Below are 16758 nucleotides of genomic sequence, written 5' to 3' on the forward strand. Positions count from 1 at the left end.
TACATGACACCTGGCGTCAGGTAATCCGCAGCGGCCGCTCGGCGTTATTTCTCCGTCGAAATCGAGTCTGCGATGTTGGATTCCCGGGATTCTCCTGCTCCTGGCTGGCTTCGGCGTTCCGGTCCGGCGAACAGTTGCCGCCGAAGTCAGCCGATCGCAGCGCCCGGCGCTGCAAGGGAGAGTTTCGTGAACGTCACGACAACGGCGAACGCGCCGCAGGAGAGACGGGCCACCACGCTCGTCATGGCCTGCCTGGGTGTCTTCGTCGCCTATCTGCCGGTGACCGCTGTCGCGGTGAGTCTGCCCGCGATCCAGCGGGCGCTCGAGACAACGACCTCGCAACTGTCCTGGGTCCAGGACGCGTTCGTCCTGCCCATGGCCGCCCTCATTCTGACCGCCGGTGTCTTCGGTGACGTCCACGGCCGCAGGAGGGTCTACCTGGCGGGCCTGGCCCTCAGCGCGGTGGGTGCGCTGACAGCACTGTGCGCGCAGTCGATCCAGGTGGTCTGGGTCGGTCAGGCCTTCGCCGGGCTGGGCGCGGCCGCGCTGCTGCCCACCACCCTGGCGATGATCAGCCATGCCGTGCCCGACCACCGTGAGCGCGGCAAGTTCATCGGGATCTGGGCCACCTTTCTGATGGCGTCCCTGGCGACGGGGTCGCTGCTGGCCGGCACGGTCCTGGAGCACTTCGCGTGGCGCTGGATCTATCTGGGGCCCGGCGTCGTCGCCGTGGTCGGGATGGCCGTATCCGTGAAGCTGCTGACCGACTCGCGTGCGCCGGGTTCGCGGCGGCTGGACTGGGGCGGGCAGTTCACCGCCGCGCTGGCCATCACCGCCCTGGTCTACGGGATCATCGAGGGCGGCGCCGGATCCTTCACCGATGCCAAGGTCATGCTCGCCCTGTTCGTCGCGGCGGTCAGCGCGGTCGCCTTCGTCCTGGTGGAGCGGCGCAGTGACAGCCCGATGCTGGACCTGACGCTGTTCCGCAGCCAGGCCTTCACCGCAACCACCCTGATCGCGATGATCACTTTCCTGGGTCTGATCGGGTTCTTCTTCGCCCTGAGCCTGTATTTCGGCCTGGTCCAGAACCTGTCCACGCTCCAGGGCGCCTTCCGGCTGGCGGCGATCTCCGGCGTGCCGTTGGTGCTCGGGGCCCCGGTCGGCCAACTGATGCACCGGGTCTCCCCGCGCCTGCTGATCCCCGGCGGCCTCCTTGTCACGACCGGTGCCCTGCTGTCGTTGACCGGCATCGACGCGGACACCTCCTATCTGTCCCTCACCTGGCGGCTGGCGCTGCTCGGCTTCGGCCTGGCGTTCGTGATCACCCCGATGACCGCCACCGCCGTCAGCTCGGTCCCCTTCCACCAGGCCGGTATGGCCGCGGCCGCCAACAACGCCTTCCGCCAGGTCGGCGGCGCCCTCGGCCCCGCCGTCCTCGGCGCGATCCTGTCCACCAAGGCCGTGCACGCCCTGCCCGGCCACCTCACCGACGCCGGCCTGACCAGAGCCGCGGCGGACGGCATCGCCTCGGCGGCGGACACGAACGGACTGGGCGCCGTCGCCGGGATGAACCTGGGCGCCGAGCAGGGCCCCGCCCTGGCCGCCCTGTCCGAGTCCTTCCTCGACGGACTCCGCCTGTGCCTGGTCATCGCGGCCGTACTGACCCTCCTGGCCGCCGCCGTCGGCGCGGTCCTGCTGCGGGCACCGAAGCACGCGGCTTCGCCGAAGGCGGGCCAGGGCCCTGTGGCCCACGGTCCACAGGCGGCCGGCGACTTCGACCCCACTGCACCGGAAGGCGCCCAGCGCGGCAGTGGCACCGTCGGGCGGACTCCGACCGGCCGATGAGTGACTCCCAGGCACCGGGACGGTCCACGAGCGGGTGACCGCCGATCCCGGTACAGGCGTCCTCCGTGGGGACGGGCAGGGCGCCGGAGCGTGACCCGGGACGGGAATCCCCCGCCGTCCCGGGTCACGTCGCATGTCGTACGGGCCCAGCCCGAGCAACCCTGCCCTGCTCGTGATGCGTTCCCCTCCCTGCCCGCACGACAATCCACTTCAGGAATGCACCACAGAAATCCCCTTCAGGCATGCACCACGGAGCAGGGACAGAGCAGGAGACAGCCATTGGAGTCCCAGCCGCTCGACACTCTCGACCTGAAACTCCTCCACGCGCTCCAACTGGACGGGCGCGTCCCGTTCAGCAGGATCGCCGAGGTCCTCGGAGTGTCCGACCCGACCATCGCCCGGCGCTTCCGCAGACTGCGCACCACCGCCGGCCTCCGAGTCGTCGGCATGACCGAGGAGAGCCTGCTCGGTCAGGAGAGCTGGATCGTGCGGCTGCGCTGCACCCCCGACGTGGCCGAGCAGCTCGCGGGTGCCCTGGCTCGGCGCCCCGACACCAAGTACGTCAGCCTGGTCTCCGGCGGCACTGAGGTGATGTGCGCGATGATGCCGCGAAGTCAGCGGGAGCGCGACGAACTCCTCTTCGAGCGCCTGCAACGGACTCCCCGGATCACCTCCGTCAACGCCTACTGCCTCCTGCACACCTTCTACGGCGGTCCGCTCGGCTGGCTCAACAAGAACCGGGCACTCGAACCCGACGAGGAGGCGGCCCTGCGTCCGCCGACCGTCGAGCCGGCCACCACCTCCGTCACCCTCGGCGAGGCCGACGCGGCGGTGCTCAAGGTGCTACGGCGCGACGGCCGAGCCACGCTCAGCGAACTGCAGAACAGCACCGGTCAGTCGGAGTCCGCCGTCAAGCGGTGCCTGGAACGCCTGCGTTCCACCGGAGTGCTCTACTTCGACGTCCAGTACGACACGGCGTCTGTCGGTCATGCAACCCGTGCGATGCTGTGGCTGACTGTCGCCCCCAGCGCCCTCGACGCCGTCGGACGCGCACTCGCGGAACACCCCGAGGTCCTCTTCGCCGCGGCCACGACCGGAAACCTCAATCTCGCCGCCGCCGTCGCCAGCCCCGGCACCGCGGAACTGTACGCGTATCTGAGCGGGAGGATCGGCGCCCTGGACGGCGTCCGCTCCGTCGAAACGGCCCTCACCCTGCGCCAGGTCAAACAACTCACCTACGAGCCGGGCCGGTGAACTGCCTGGTGGACAGCGGAGGTCACCTTGCGCGCTCGGCAAGCATTGCTTCGACGGTGGCGGTACCACGACCGTCGTCGACCTTTCTGTGCGGGCATTCGTGTCGCACGCTTTCTGGCCGACGAATCTCGTCCGTCAGTACGTCCAGACTCTCGTCACGGCGTTTCTGACCAACGGCAACGGCGAGGTATTCGCGGCCGGCCCGATCTACCTGGACCTGATCGGCCGGTTCGACTCGCAGCCTGCGTCGCTCGCCCTCAGAGCCTTCGCCAACACCGAGACCTCAAGCCAGCTGTAGCGTCCTCTGTCCCAGAAGAAGTGGGCCGAGCTCCTGGACGTACCTGATGTCAAGATCACCGGTCGACCCCGAACCTGAACTCCTCGGGACAGTCCGCGAGTTCAAGGCACTCCGGACAAGCTCCGCATCGCCTCCGGCATCAAACGCTACCTCGACGTAGTGCCGCGCTGCGCCACAGCCAGCACGTCGAAGGCCCGTTCCAACGCTGGGCAGATGTCCATCGCAGATGTCCATCAGGTTGTCGTGGAGCTGGCTGATCAGCTGGCCTCGGTCGGCGATCAGGCCAGCGCGGTGCGCGGCCGGCAGCCGGAGGGTGCCTTGGGCCACGGACCTTGCGCTCCACCAGGTGGTGAGTCGCTTGACGCCGATTCACCGCGGCGCGGTTGGGGTCTGGTACTCGGTCAGCATCACGATCGGGCCCTTGGCGGCGGAGTAGGCAGTCGGAGCGTCCCGGAGGAACGGGCGGCCAAACCACTTGAGCCATCACCGGGAGGTGTCGCTCACAGTTGAGAATCCCCGGAGCGGGCGCAATGGCAGGGACATAGTCGAATCGGCGTCGAGAGAGCCGCGGAGACGGAGGGTTTCTTCCTCGGGAGTGGATACGAACTCGGCCGCTGTCCTGACAGCAGGTATTGAGCCGAGTATTTGTCCAAGTGATGACCGAGCGGGAAATTATTCTGTGTTCGTGTTCTGGAACGTGAGCGCTCACGCCTCGAGATCGCTCGAGGCGGCAGCCACCATGGCCGCGCGGGTCGACACGCCAAGTTTGGCGAAGATGCGGCGGAGGTGGGTCGAGACGGTGTAAAGGCTGATGTCGAGGACGGCGGCAATGGTCTTGTTCGTATGGCCCGCTCCAACCAGCCGCACGATTTCCGCCTCCCGTGGGCTCAGCCGCTGGGCGACTGCGCAACGGTTCTCCCGCATCGGCAAGTGGGTGAGTACGCAGCGGACTTCACCCACCTGTACGTCAAGCAGCGTCTGTTGGTCGCCTGCGTCCGATCGGGGTAGTTCACTGCCGCGGCGAGCGAGTTCCAGCGCGAGTTCGCGGACCACGGCGTCGTCAGGAAAGGCCTCCTCCGTGGCCGCTCGTACCGGAGTGAGCCCTGCCCCGTTCCGCGGTGCACTGGGGGCGGGTCCTGTGTGAGTCGGATCGATCGCGGTGTCGGTCATGCGGGTCTCCGTCCCGATCCCCCCTGCTGCAATGACCGTGCCTTTGTAACCGAAGGTGCGCGCTTCCGCATGATCATGGCGAAAAGGACATGACGATCCATCAGCGGGATGAGGTAGCACAAACACGGTACGGAGAAGGTGTGACTGTTCCACGTGCCCCGTCTCGTGTGCACTGGTGATGACATCGTCGCTACAGAAAGGCACCGTGATGGCGCGATACCACGACGGCACGCCCTACCCGGAACGCGAGGAATTCCTTGGCAGGGCCCTGTCCGGGATCACCGACTTGCTGGGCGAGGGCGAGGAGGAGTTGGAATCCGCCTATGAGGGCGAGGAGGAAGAAGAGTACGAACTCGAAGCCGAGGACGAACTCGAAGGCAGGTACGAGGGTGAATTCGAGGAGGAACTCGAGGCTCTGCTGGAGCAGGAAATGGAGACCGAGGACGAGGTGGAGGGCGAGGAGTTCCTCGGTGGTCTGGTCCGCGCGGCGAGTGGCCTGCTCGGCGAGGGCGAGGAGGAAACCGAGTTCGAGTCCGAGTGGGAGACGGAAGGCGAAGAGTTCTTCGGAAAGATCGGCGGTTTCCTGCGCAAGGCCGCGCCGCTCCTGAAGACCATAGCCAAGACTGCCGGGCCTCTCATCGCAACCGCCGTCGGCGGACCGGCCGCGGGCCTCGCTGCCCGGGCCATCACCTCGCAGCTGGAGGGCGAGCTCGAGGACGAAGGCGAATACGAGGCCGCCCACCGTGAGTCGGTCGGACGGTCCCTGACGTCCGGTCAGGCGGCCGCGGAGATGATGGCGGCACAGGCCACCGTCGCGGCATCGGAAGCCGAGGCCGAGGCCCTGGTCGGCGCGGCGGCTGTCAGGGCGCTGTCGCCCCGGGACCGCGCGGCCCTGGAATCGCTGGTCCCGGTCATGGTCCGTGGCGCCGCGGTTCTTACCCGGCTGCTGCACGGTTCGCGCGGCACCCGGCCGTTCATCCGAGTCGTGCCGACCGTCGTCGACAACACCGCCTGCACCCTGCTCCGCCAGGCGCGCCAGGGCCGGAGTGTCACGCCGGTGACCGTGGCCCGGACGATGGCCACTCATGCCAGCCGGGTGCTGGGCAGCCCTCGACACACTCGCCAGGCGCTGGTGCGCAACCGGCGAGGGATCCGCTCGACGCGTCGTTACGGCGGAGCCCGCATCCGGCACTCCTACAGTCCGCACCCTGCCGTTACCCGTGGCGTGCCTGTGCGCACCCGCACCTACCCCTCCTCCGACGGCAGGTACGCCTCGCGCCGCGGCATCACCACCATGAGGGTGGTGACCCCGGTCAGAGTGCCGGGCACCGGTGGCCGCCCCAGCCGACTGGTGCGTGTGGTGACGGATGTACGCGTGCCGCGTGGGGCCGTCCCGGCACGGCGTACAGCAGCCATCGTCCGCGGCCCGAGCGTCGGGCGCCGGTTCTGAGCCAGCCGGTGTCGCAGCGCACGCGAGCCCGCGTGACCCGAGGAGGATCTGCATGAGCGTGAACGGATACCCGGCCGTCGAGGGGGAGCTCGAACTCGAGGAGGAACTTGAGTCCGAGCTGGAATTCGAGACCGAGAGGGAGTGGGAGGGCGAGCTTGAGGGCGAATGGGAGGCGGAGGGCGAATACGGGCCCGCCTGGGAGGGGGAAGGCGGCGGATCCGGCCGCGAATTCGACTTCGAGACGGAGGCGGAAGCGGAGGCCGAGGAGGAGTCCGAGGGCTTCGTCAACCCAGTCCGACGGATCTATCCCGATGCCGAGCTGATGGCCCATCTCGGACGCGCGGCAAGTACGGCGGAGAGCGAGGGGGAGGCGGAAGCCTTCATCGGAGCCCTGGTGCCGCTGGCGGCGAAGCTCATTCCCCGTGCGGCACAGCTCGTCAGCCGTGTCGCTCCCCAGCTCATCCAAGGCGCCACCCGCGTCACCCGGCAGCTGCGGCGTGATCCGGCGACCCGCAAACTGGTGGAGGCCGTTCCCGTCATCCTCCAGCGCACCGCACAGAGCATTGCCGACCAGGTCGAGAACGGCCGCCCGCTGAGCGGTGACATGGCCTTGCGCACGCTGGGCAGGATGACCACCCGAGTGCTCGGCACCCCCGCCGCCCGGAACCGCGCACGCCATGCGGTCCGCGTATTCGACGAGCGTCGGCACTCCAGAATCCGCCGGGACTCGGCACGCGGAACCGTCGCTCCGTCGAACAGTCGGTCCACGAACCACGGGCACCGCTGTGTCTGTTACTGAGAGCCGCCGAACGTCCGCCGGACGCCGGGCAGGTTCCTCGACACGCCGAGCCGGAACTGGCATACGGCTTGCGCACGAGGCCACCGCTCGCAGCACTCTGCGTCCCTGGCTGGTCAGCCAGGCGGCCAACGTGGAGAGGCACTACGAGGCCCTGCGCCCCTTCACCCGGGAAGAGTTCGGCACCGGAGACCAGGCGCCCAGCCCCGGCCACATCCACGCCGTCAACGAACTGCTCGCCACGCTGCGCCGCCCGCTGGCGACCATGACGGACGCTGTACGCGTGGCCGCCGAGGCAGCGGCGGACCAGCCCACGACCCAGCGGCTGCACGAACTGCTGACGCTGAAGTCGAGGGCCCACGACTGGGTTCGCGCCACCGAACGCATCTGGGACTTCTACCTCGAGCTCTTCGGCCAGCGGCAGTCGCCGTACGCAGAGTGGCTGCTCGGCTGCGACCGGATCGCTCTGGACTGCTACCAATACACCTATCTCGGGCTGGGCACGGCGCGGTCGATACCGGCGCCACCGCCGTTCAGCTATATGCGCACCGGATTCTCCCCGGCCACCTTCCGGCGGGGCATACCCCTGCGCCGGCTGGGCCGCAGGCTCAACCCCTTCCCTCTGGTGCAACTGCCGTACCACCGGCTCGTCAACCCCTGGACGCTCGGCGCCGTACTGCACGAGATCAGCCACAATCTGCAGAACGACCTGGGGCTGCAGCACGCCGTTCCGCGGGCGATCGCGGCCCAGCTCGGCGCGGCCGGCTGCCCGCCAGAGGTGACCGCCACCTGGACCCGCTGGAACCGCGAGATCTACGCTGATTTGTCGGGGCTGCTGCTGGGCGGACCCGAGTTCGTGGGCTCGCTCTTCGACGTGGTTGGGCGCTCGCCCGAACTGTCGCTGGGTTACTCCCCCGACGGCGTCCACCCGACTCCGTATCTGCGCGGATTCCTCGCCACCCACGCACTGCGCCGGATGGGCTTCACCGCCCGATCCCGGCAGTACGAGCGCATGTGGCGGCGGCTCTACCCGGACGCCGCCGGTTCCAGCATCCCGGCCGTACTGCTGCGTACGGCGTCCAGCGCCATCCCGGTCGTGGTGAACGCGGTCTGTCACACACCGTTCCCCTCGCTGGGGAACCGCACCCTCGCGGCCGTTGTGCGTTTCGAGCCGAAGGAGCAGGCCATGGTGGAGGAAGCCGCCGAAAGACTGGCCCGCGGAGTCGACCCCGGCGTTGTGCCCGAACGCTTCCTCATCGGCGCCGTCCGGTTCGCCGCCGACCGTCGGATGGCGAGCCACGAGCAGCTCATGCGGAACTTCTTCAGTGAACTGGCGAGGCGGTGAGCCATGAGTCTGCTACGTGAGATGAGCGTGTTCTCCGCCGAAGTGCGGCGGCTGCACGGGGCGTGGCGCGAACTCGACGTCACCGCGGCCGAGGACCGCCCGCGCGGTGACGGTCTGGCCGCCGCCGACCGGATCACCGAGGTGGTCACGGAGGGCCGGGGTGACCTCGCCGAGGCGCAGGAGCTGCTGGCCGGACCGGCAACGACCCGCGCGCTGTGGGAGGCGGCCCGTCTGCTGGACCGCGTGCGCCGCTGCTACTACGAGGAGTTGTGCTCCTTCGGAGCCGTGGCCGCCATGCTGCGGGCCGTCCGCGGCATCACCGAAGCCGAGCGCAGGCGTGAATGGCAGGCATGGGCCCAGGGCCTGCGAGCCGGCGTCGACCGGTGCGCCGCAGTACTGCGGGCGGTGGACGCGGCGTTGCTGCGGTGCCTGGGAGAACTGGCGGATGCAGGGGCCGACGACGCCGTTGTGAGCTATTGAGGAGGTTGAGATGACACTGAGTAACTCGCAGAGGAACAAGAAGACAATTCAACTTGCGGAGGCCGAATCACCCTTTCCCGTACTCACTCAGGAATTCACACCTGGTGCGTCAGCAGGCAAGGGCGACGGAGATCTGGGCCGGCTTGCTGCTCAGACCATCAGTGACGTCCTCGGCTGGCGCACTCGAGGGGAGGACGCCGATGGATTTATGGCGGCCTTGGCCGGAAGCTTCGACATCACTCGGGTCGAGGGGCACAACGAGGTCGTGTGGACTCCGCGGGGCTACTCGGTGCATGCCGAACTCGGTCTGGTGACAGGCGGACAAGCCTCCCTTGCGGCACGCGCGCGCACCGTGGTGAAGGATGCTCTGCCTCTCCTGGACTCGCTGGTTCCACTAAGAGTTGACCCCGACGTACAGGACGCCGAGGCCTTTCGCTCGCTGGTCCGGCACGGGCTGGAGGAACTGCTCCTAGAGCTCGCATCCCCCGTGATCCGCACCGACCGGGTGGACGTACTTCTCGACCAGCTCACCGGCGGAACCGCTTTCGTGAGCGATCCTGCACTCGCCACCGCCGACTCCGTCGCCGGTCATCTGGGCGAACTCCGTGAACAATTCGGCCTCACCGGCCGGAATGTCAACACCATCGAGGAAGAGCGAATCCAGACCAGCTTCCACACCCTCGCTGACTGGGTGCTCTCGCTGGACGCCAGCTGGCGTCGGCAGAAGAAGGACATCGCCCTCACCGGCGGCGCGGGCGGCTTCCTGGGGACGACGCTGGTGCGGCTCTCGCAGGAACTGGCCGTGGTGGCCGCCCAGGTGGACGAGGTGTTCGCCGCCATGGACTCGGTCTTCGTCACAGCAGGGGAGCGCCAGACGATTCAGCTGCGCCACGACTCCTCGACGACGGTGCAGAGTCTGCTCGAATGGATCGCTCATCTGACGGGAATTGAGGCCCCGAAGATCATTCAGAGCGGCGGGAAGGACGCCCTCGAACGCGCCGTCACCCCTGTACTGCAGCGTCTTGAGCGGATGCTCCGGGACGACCTCGTTCGCACGTTCTCCACATCCGTCGGCCTGATCGAGCTGTGCCCCCGCGGAGACATGATCAAGCCTCCCGGTTTCCACACGTTGCGGGTGCAGCTGGCACTGTGCGAGTTGCTCACCTACGTCCAGCAGGCTCGCAAGACCGCGCAGCGAGTCCACCGCAACGTCGAGGTCGCCATCTCGGAGGTCCGGCCCGACATCCTGGAACCGCTGCCCAAACAGAGGCTCACCATCTACGGATCCGGACTGCGCACGGACGAGCACACCGCCGTGATCTTCGGGCGGGACGGAAATTTCGAGCGGGAGGGCGAGATCATCCTCGGCAAGCTGGACATGAGGAAGATCGGCGCAACCGACCGACTCGTCCTCGAGTTCGACCTGCGTGGCCAGGCGGCTGGTCCGCACGAGCTGGCCATCGTGCGCCGGGCCGCGGTCAAGGGGCAGAAGTTCAAGGGAGAGGCAGAGCTGCTGGACTTCACCCACGTGTACGTGCGGCCAGGTGCTCCCGCAGACGACCGGGGATCAGCGGCTGAAACCCAGGACCCGGCGCCGACGGCGGAGTGACCACACGCTGCCGTCCCCTCCGACAGATGGCACCCACTGCACCCACGTCCATCCACCGCACCGTGTGCCCGGGACAAAGGAGAACACCCGATGGCCACCGAGCAGCAATACCGTGATCTGTACGACCGAGTCGCCGCCCTGCGCCAGCAGGTCGCGGGCCGACTCGGTACCGAACTCACAGTCAATCCGCAGCTCGGCGACGCTGTGATCAAACAGCTCGACGAACTGCTCGAGAGCGTGGAGAAGTCCGAACGCACCAAACCGGTGCCGCCCGACGGAGGCCTGGCCGAACTGGCCGGACTCGGTCCTGGTGCGGCGCAGGAGCTAGGCGCGACGCGTATGCCCTCGGGGGTCGAGGCGTACGACGAGACGGTCGCCTCCGAGAGGGTCCTGGCGGTCGGTGATCTGTACTACTGCTACCAGCACGAACGCGTGGGCGTATTCAAGGTTGTGCAGAAGCTCCAGGAGCTCTTCCAGAGCGGTTCCCTGCGTCTCTCCGACGGCCCCGGCGCCTTCGGGCTGTACAAGTTCGACCGGCGTGACGTCCTGCGCTACACCCGCCAGGACCGGATAGCCGCCTACCGGAGGATCCTCGGCTACGGCCGTGGCGCCGGCGCCGCGGGCTCGCGCCCGAACACCGATTTCCACATGCTCTTCACCCACTTCAACAACCAAGTGGCGTTGTTCTGGCGGGACAAGCGCATCTCTGACGTGATTCGGATGCGCGCGTACGACCCTAGCTTCGGCAGCATCGCGATCGTCCGCCGCGCGGGTCTCGACCTGCGGAACAACCTGAAGTTCACCTCCTACGGCCACCTCAACGTGCTGCGCGTGGAGGTGATGCAACTGCTCGACGAGGCGTTCCGCATCCTCGGTGCCGAGGACGTCAAGAAGCTGTTCGGCGCGGACAACGCCTGGGACGTGGTGGACGAAGTCCTGATCCGCTACTTCGACCAGCGGCTCGTCACCTCACCGCGCCAACGCATGGCCGTGACCGGGCAGAAAGTGCTGCGCTGGCTGGCTGCCCCACACATCCTGGAGGCGACCCGCGCCGAGTTCGAGACCCTGCTTCTCAACATCGCTGAGGAAGCGGAGGAGTGGATCACCTCCGCTCAGTCGCTGGGCCTCGCCGAACGCACCGAGGCCGAACGGGTCCTGCCCTGGGACCGGCACCGACCGGTCGGCGTGGCCGCGGGTCGGCCTGACCCCCAGCCCGGCAACCGGCCCGGGTACAGCCGCCGCGGCGGCCTGGGCACCTACCGCGGCAGCGGACTACCGGTGGATGGTCGCTCCCGCAGCCGCACAGTAGGACCGCGGCCCTAACCACGATGGCAGCCACGACGCCCGCCGCCCTGGACGCAGCGCTGCGGTATGCCCACCGCCACCGGGCACGCTTCCTGGGCGACGTCCTCGAACTGGCGGCCATTCCCAGTGTCAGCAGCGACCCCCACCACCGTGCGGACGTCGCACGTGCGGCCCGCTGGTTGGGGCGACGGCTTCGCCACGCGGGGCTGAGCGACGCGCGGATCGTACCGACGGGCGGTCACCCGGTGGTGACCGCCGGCTGGGGAGACCGGCCCGAGAGGCCGACCTTGTTGATCTATGGCCACTACGATGTGCAGCCGGCCGAACCCTTGGCGGCGTGGACGAACCCTCCCTTCAGGCCGACACACGACGATGGGCTGATTTTCGGGCGCGGAGTCTCCGATGACAAAGGTCAGCTACTGACTCATGTCGCCGCTGTGGAGAGCTGGTTGGCAACTGCCGGCCGAGTGCCCGTGAACGTCCGCTTCGTCCTGGAAGGGGAGGAGGAGGTCGGCAGTCCCCACCTACCGGCGTTCCTGGGCCGACACTGGTCATGGCTGCACCCGGATGTCGCGGTGCTCAGCGACACGAACATGCGGGATGCTCGTATCCCCGCCCTGACCGTGTCCCTTCGGGGTTCGTTGAACCTGGAACTCGTCGTCACCGGAGCATCGGCCCCGGCGCACTCGGGCATGTTCGGCGGCGCACTGAGCGACCCCGCACGCGAGTTGTGCCGCATCCTCGCGGGCCTGCACGGTGCCGACGGCACGCCGATTCCGGAGTTGATGCTCGGAGCGCCCAACGTGCCACCCCCTATCCGTCGTTCGGCGGCCCGAGTCTCAGGCCTCACGGAGGTCGAACTGCTGTCGCTGTCCGGTGCCCGTCGGCCCGGGCCCGGAACCGTGGAGCCCGGCTGGTCCGCTCATGAGCGCACCACGATCCGACCCGCCTGCGTCATCACCGGCCTGCAGGCCGGCTACACCGGTCCAGGACAACTGAACGCCGTGTCGGCCACGGCGTCAGCGCATCTCAACATCCGGCTGGCGCCCGGCCAGAATCCTGCGGTCGTACAGGCAGCTCTGCTCCGGCGTCTTCGAGCCTCCGTGCCGCGCGGGGTGCGGGTCCGTCTGCGTCGGCTGTCGGCGACACCGCCGGTAGAACTCCCCATGTACGGCCCTGCCGTTGAGACCGCTGTCGAGGCATGCCGCCGCGGATTCGGCCGCGAACCAGTACTCATGCGCTCAGGTGGCACCATTCCCCTGGTGGCCGAATTGACACACCGCCGGAAGCTGCCCGTTGTCCTCTTGGGCTTCGCCCTTCCAGACAGCCGGATGCACGCTCCGGACGAGCGCTTGTCGACCGCTTCATTCACCAACGGCACCCGAACCGTCATTGCCTTCCTGCACGAACTGGCCCACCGGATGCGGGCGACTGCCGTAGAAGCCGAAGACCGCCGTCAGCGTCGGAGACCGCCATCGCAGGTGGTCGCCCGCTCGTCGCTCACCTCCCGCATGGCTGCATCATTGGGAACGGGGTCGGGCGAGTGACGGTTGCTCACCCAGCAGTGTGAGTCGACTGCGCGGCGGGATCCGTCTACAGCCGTCATGTGAACCGCCCTGCCCCGTCTGACGGTTTGCTTCATCGCGTGTGGCGGCGAACATGGTTCGCTTCGACCCAGTGGCGTTACGACTACCTCTTCGCATCCACACCTGCACAGTTCCGGCACCCCACGAGACAGAGGAAGACCATGGCTTCCGCCGTAGAGACCGGGGGCTCCGCTGCTGCCCCATCCGGTGCACCACGTTCTCAGGCTGAACGGCTGAGCCGCGTGGGCGTGACCGTGGCGGTAGCCGCGGTCGTGGCCTGGCTTGCCTTCAGCGCCGTGCTGCTCGTTGTTGCCAACTCCTCCTCGGACACGACGTGGACCAGAATGGCCTGGGTGTTCGGCTCGGTACAGGCAATCGCCTTCTCCGCGGCCGGAGCACTGTTCGGCACGTCGGTACAGGCGGGCCGGGTGGCTCACGCGGAATCCCGGGCTCAGGCGGCCACACAAAAGGCCGAGCAGCACGCCGAGGACGCTTCCAAGGGACGGGCCATGGCAGCCATCCTCCAAGCAGAAATGCCCCCGGACACCGCCAGGGAAGACGGTCCGAGCAGCCAGCTGCCTACGGCACCCGAGACCGATGACGACGCGGTACTGGAGACCAAGCGTCGGCACGCTCGACTCTCCCGGGCGCTCTACGGCGACCTCTTGGGGCGAGAGACCGATCCAATCGGTTCACCCACGAGCAATTAGCCTGATCTATAACCTCGCTGCTGCTTCAGACGGACATGCTCGGTGAGGGTTCGACTCGTTTCACAGTCTTCCGTGCAGTTGCGTCCCCTGGAGATGGTGTAGGGGTTCGACCTGAATCGCGGCGGGCGGGCGCCCGGTCTCCCGGCCAGGCCCCCGCCCGTCGGGTCCAGCAGTGCGCCCGTGCAACTGTGCGCCGCCGCCAGGCCACCACGTCCTCCGCCTCCTCACTCATCCCTCTGTTCCGATGCAGTGGACCAACCGATGAGGGCGCCGCTTAGTGCGGCCACCAGGCGGGAGGCGGGCTCGTCCTCGGTGCGGCCGCTCTTGATGAGGTCGAAGATGTCGCGGGGGTCGAACAGGGCGTTCCACACGTACAGGGCTTCGTACTCGGGGTGCCCGGGCCGAGGTCCTCGTCTACCTGGCCCCGTGCCAGTCCACAAAGAAGGCTCAGTGGTGGCGGCTGCGGCCCACCGTCAACGGTGACGCTTGGGCCATGATGCCCTACCTCAACGAGGACCTCGTCGTCACCGCCATCTACGGCGACGACAACGTCGCGCCCCTACAGGAGATGCCCGGCGGACACGCAACCACACCCCAACTGTGGTTCCTGACCGACTGAGACGCCATCCGCCTCTCGAACACGGTGCTGGTCTGGTCGAACAGGATTCCCGATCGAGTGATGGAGTGATCGCGCGAGAGCCGGCACATGCCAGCAGGGCCTCTTGGTAGTTCGGGGTGCGAACCAAACCGACTACCAAGAGGCCCTGTTGGGGTAGCCTTTCGTGCTCGGCCTGGGACGGCACCAGCGGCTCCAGCCTGGGATCACCCACGCCCCGGCACAACGCAGCCCCGCCGCTCCCCGCAGCAGACCACCAAGATCTGGAACGAGAAGCGGCACACGAGACGAGCTACTGCCTCAAGACGGGCTCACTAGCCCTTCGAGTCCGGCTTCCAGTCCTGTACGAGGAGACCGAGCAGCACCTCGTCCAGGAACTCGCCCATCACCCAGGCCGAGGAGCGCAGCACGCCCTCGCGGACGAAGCCGTTGCGCTCGGCGGAGCGCAGCATCGCGGCGTTGTCCGACAGCGTCTCGATCTGGAGCCGCTGCAGGCCGCGCACGACGAAACCGTAGTGGCACAGCACCGCGACCACGTCGGTGCCGTAGCCCTTGCCGCGGGAGGACGGCAGCAGGCCGAGGCCGATGTGCGCGAACCGGTGGTGAAGGTCGATGCCCCACAGCGTCGCGGTGCCGACCAGCGCGCCGCCGTCCAGCTCCACCACGGAGAACGGGACGTGCCCCTGCTCCTTGTCGTCCACCGCGAACTGCGAGTCCTTCGAGCCGGGCGTGATCGGCCGCCACGGCCGCCCGTCGGCCCGCGAGGCGTTGACCACGTCGTCGTGGAGCTCGGCCTGCAGGATCGGGATGTCGTCCTCGTGCCGGGCCCTGAGCCCGACCTTGCTGCCCTTTAGCATGCAAGATTCCTATCCGACCGGGCCGGCCGGCGGCAAACCAATTAAAGATCGCCTCAGTTGGTGCAGAGCCGGTAGCAGATGGGGGCTGGGCTGCCTGCTGGCTGTTCGAACCCGGGCCGGAGTCCCCGGCCCCCGACGGCCGATGCTGGCGCCGCGCGTCAGTGACTGCGATGGGCGCGGTGAAATCAGTGGAAGCAGAGGCAGAACGGATGGCCGGCCGGGTCCGCGTAGACCCGCCAGTTGGCCTCCGGGCGGAGCTGGTCCGTCCGCTCCAGCACGGTTGCGCCGAGGGCGAGCGCCCGCTTCTCCTCGCCGTCGAGGTCGTCCACGTCGAAGTCCAGGTGGAGCTGCTGCGGGCGTTCCTGGCCGGGCCATTCGGGCGCCCGGTAGCCGTCCACCCGCTGGCAGGCAAGCGGCGTCCCCTCGAACCCGTGCACCTCGACCCAGTCGGGATCCTCCGTATCCGCTACGACCCGCCCGCCGAGCAGCTCCGCGTAGAACTCCGCGAGCCGTACCGGATCGGCGCAGTCCAGTGCGACCGCCTGCAGCTTTCGAATCACTTCCGACACTCCTCGCTCTTCAGCCGCTTCCGCGACGCCTTGGTACGGGAGGGGTCGTACCCCCCGCGGCGGGTGGCATGCGCGGCGGTGCCACGCTGTGCTGGGCGATCCCCGGGGACGATGCTCCGTTCATGGCGTGGAGCCGGCGCGCTGCCTGGGTGATCACGGCTCCCGCCGTGGAGGACGCTCCGGGGGTTACGTTTCCCGGACCTCGTCGACCACCTGCTCCAACAGCGCGGTGAGCTGCTCGGCGCCGTCCGAGCCCAGCCGTTCGACGAGGCGGCGCTCGATGTCCGTGACGACGCGGGTCGGCGGCGGCCAGCTTCGCCGGTACCGTCGAGGCCGTGGGTGAGGACGTCGGCACGATCGAGGCCGGCGGCGAGGTCTTCGGGGAGGTCCCGATGGGAGAGCCCGTCCACGAGGGTGCCTGGGCCGAGCTCATCGCGGCCGGCGAGCACACGCTCACCCGCAGGCCCGCCGAGGTCGACATCGCGACCGCCGGTGTCGCCGCTCTGGCGGCCACCATCGCGGTCATGACGGTCGACGCGCTGGACCTCACGCGCGGCGACACCGTCCTCGTGATCGGTGCGACCGGCGGGGTCGGCAGCATCGCCGTGCAACTCGCCCGCGCCGCCGGTGCGACCGTCTTCGCACCGGGACTGCCCGAGGACGAGGCATACCTGCGCGACCTGGGCGTGAGCGAGGTCCTCCCGCGTGGGGGCGATGTCGTCGCCGCCGTACGCAAGCACCACCCCGACGGGGTCGACGCACTCCTCGACGCCGTCACCGCGTACGAGATCACCCCGTTCGCGGAGGCCGTCAAGGACGGCGGCCGGATCACCTCGCCGACCGAAGCGGCCGGATACGGACCCGGCCG

The 16758-nt window shown here is 68.4% G+C and carries 16 protein-coding genes and 1 pseudogene; 13 read left to right on the forward strand and 4 right to left on the reverse strand.

Features of this window, described 5'->3' with window-relative positions; all coding sequences use genetic code 11:
• Positions 1–186 precede the first annotated feature (186 nt).
• The 3 genes from ACFY10_RS24820 (at position 187) to ACFY10_RS24830 (ending at position 3397) form a co-directional block, all read left to right on the forward strand.
• Positions 187–1845: an MFS transporter gene (locus tag ACFY10_RS24820; RefSeq protein WP_390667380.1), complete on the forward strand. Its 1659-nt coding sequence runs from the start codon at positions 187–189 to the stop codon at positions 1843–1845.
• Between the two features lie 279 nt (positions 1846–2124).
• Positions 2125–3099: an Lrp/AsnC family transcriptional regulator gene (locus ACFY10_RS24825; RefSeq protein WP_390667381.1), complete on the forward strand. Its 975-nt coding sequence runs from the start codon at positions 2125–2127 to the stop codon at positions 3097–3099.
• A gap of 100 nt (positions 3100–3199) precedes the next feature.
• Complete coding sequence (locus tag ACFY10_RS24830) at positions 3200–3397, forward strand: hypothetical protein (protein WP_390667382.1); 198 nt, start codon at positions 3200–3202, stop codon at positions 3395–3397.
• A 705-nt stretch (positions 3398–4102) separates the two neighbouring features.
• Here the strand turns inward: ACFY10_RS24830 and ACFY10_RS24835 are convergent.
• The gene (locus tag ACFY10_RS24835) at positions 4103–4567 is read right to left on the reverse strand and encodes a LuxR C-terminal-related transcriptional regulator (protein ID WP_390667383.1); all 465 of its coding nucleotides are present in this window, start codon (positions 4565–4567) and stop codon (positions 4103–4105) included.
• A gap of 208 nt (positions 4568–4775) precedes the next feature.
• Between ACFY10_RS24835 and ACFY10_RS24840 the strand changes: the two genes are divergently transcribed.
• The 8 genes from ACFY10_RS24840 (at position 4776) to ACFY10_RS24875 (ending at position 13848) form a co-directional block, all read left to right on the forward strand.
• Positions 4776–6017, forward strand: coding sequence for a hypothetical protein (locus ACFY10_RS24840; protein ID WP_390667384.1), 1242 nt, complete (start codon positions 4776–4778; stop codon positions 6015–6017).
• Positions 6018–6069: 52 nt separating this feature from the next.
• Positions 6070–6816: a hypothetical protein gene (locus ACFY10_RS24845; RefSeq protein WP_390667385.1), complete on the forward strand. Its 747-nt coding sequence runs from the start codon at positions 6070–6072 to the stop codon at positions 6814–6816.
• 130 nt (positions 6817–6946) lie between these two features.
• On the forward strand, positions 6947–8158 hold the full coding sequence (locus ACFY10_RS24850) for a hypothetical protein (RefSeq protein WP_390667386.1): 1212 nt from the start codon (positions 6947–6949) through the stop codon (positions 8156–8158).
• A gap of 3 nt (positions 8159–8161) precedes the next feature.
• Positions 8162–8638 (forward strand): hypothetical protein, encoded by a 477-nt coding sequence (locus ACFY10_RS24855; RefSeq protein ID WP_390667387.1) that lies wholly within the window; start codon positions 8162–8164, stop codon positions 8636–8638.
• Between the two features lie 217 nt (positions 8639–8855).
• Positions 8856–10247, forward strand: a complete 1392-nt coding sequence (locus tag ACFY10_RS24860) for a hypothetical protein (RefSeq protein ID WP_390667388.1) — start codon at positions 8856–8858, stop codon at positions 10245–10247.
• 90 nt (positions 10248–10337) lie between these two features.
• Positions 10338–11570 (forward strand): hypothetical protein, encoded by a 1233-nt coding sequence (locus tag ACFY10_RS24865; protein ID WP_390667389.1) that lies wholly within the window; start codon positions 10338–10340, stop codon positions 11568–11570.
• A gap of 5 nt (positions 11571–11575) precedes the next feature.
• Entirely contained in the window at positions 11576–13099 is a 1524-nt protein-coding gene (locus tag ACFY10_RS24870) for a M20/M25/M40 family metallo-hydrolase (RefSeq protein WP_390667390.1), read from the forward strand.
• 281 nt (positions 13100–13380) lie between these two features.
• Positions 13381–13848 carry a hypothetical protein gene (locus ACFY10_RS24875; RefSeq protein ID WP_390667391.1) on the forward strand — a complete coding sequence of 156 codons (468 nt, stop codon included), beginning with the start codon at positions 13381–13383 and terminating at the stop codon, positions 13846–13848.
• 224 nt (positions 13849–14072) lie between these two features.
• Here the strand turns inward: ACFY10_RS24875 and ACFY10_RS24880 are convergent, their stop codons facing one another.
• The gene (locus ACFY10_RS24880; RefSeq protein ID WP_390667392.1) at positions 14073–14219 is read right to left on the reverse strand and encodes a hypothetical protein; all 147 of its coding nucleotides are present in this window, start codon (positions 14217–14219) and stop codon (positions 14073–14075) included.
• A gap of 122 nt (positions 14220–14341) precedes the next feature.
• Here ACFY10_RS24880 and ACFY10_RS24885 point away from each other — a divergent pair, with 122 nt between their 5' ends.
• Positions 14342–14467 (forward strand): hypothetical protein, encoded by a 126-nt coding sequence (locus tag ACFY10_RS24885; RefSeq protein ID WP_390667393.1) that lies wholly within the window; start codon positions 14342–14344, stop codon positions 14465–14467.
• A 311-nt stretch (positions 14468–14778) separates the two neighbouring features.
• Here ACFY10_RS24885 and ACFY10_RS24890 read toward each other — a convergent pair whose 3' ends face one another.
• The gene (locus tag ACFY10_RS24890) at positions 14779–15321 is read right to left on the reverse strand and encodes a GNAT family N-acetyltransferase (protein ID WP_390667394.1); all 543 of its coding nucleotides are present in this window, start codon (positions 15319–15321) and stop codon (positions 14779–14781) included.
• A 185-nt stretch (positions 15322–15506) separates the two neighbouring features.
• Entirely contained in the window at positions 15507–15881 is a 375-nt protein-coding gene (locus ACFY10_RS24895; RefSeq protein ID WP_390667395.1) for a VOC family protein, read from the reverse strand.
• A 533-nt stretch (positions 15882–16414) separates the two neighbouring features.
• Between ACFY10_RS24895 and ACFY10_RS24900 the strand changes: the two are divergent.
• Positions 16415–16711: pseudogene (locus ACFY10_RS24900) on the forward strand (zinc-binding dehydrogenase); the annotation flags it as partial.
• Between the last annotated feature and the right edge of the window lie 47 nt (positions 16712–16758).

The organism is Streptomyces sp. NPDC001401 (assembly GCF_042895385.1).
In the GTDB taxonomy this organism is placed as follows: domain Bacteria; phylum Actinomycetota; class Actinomycetes; order Streptomycetales; family Streptomycetaceae; genus Streptomyces.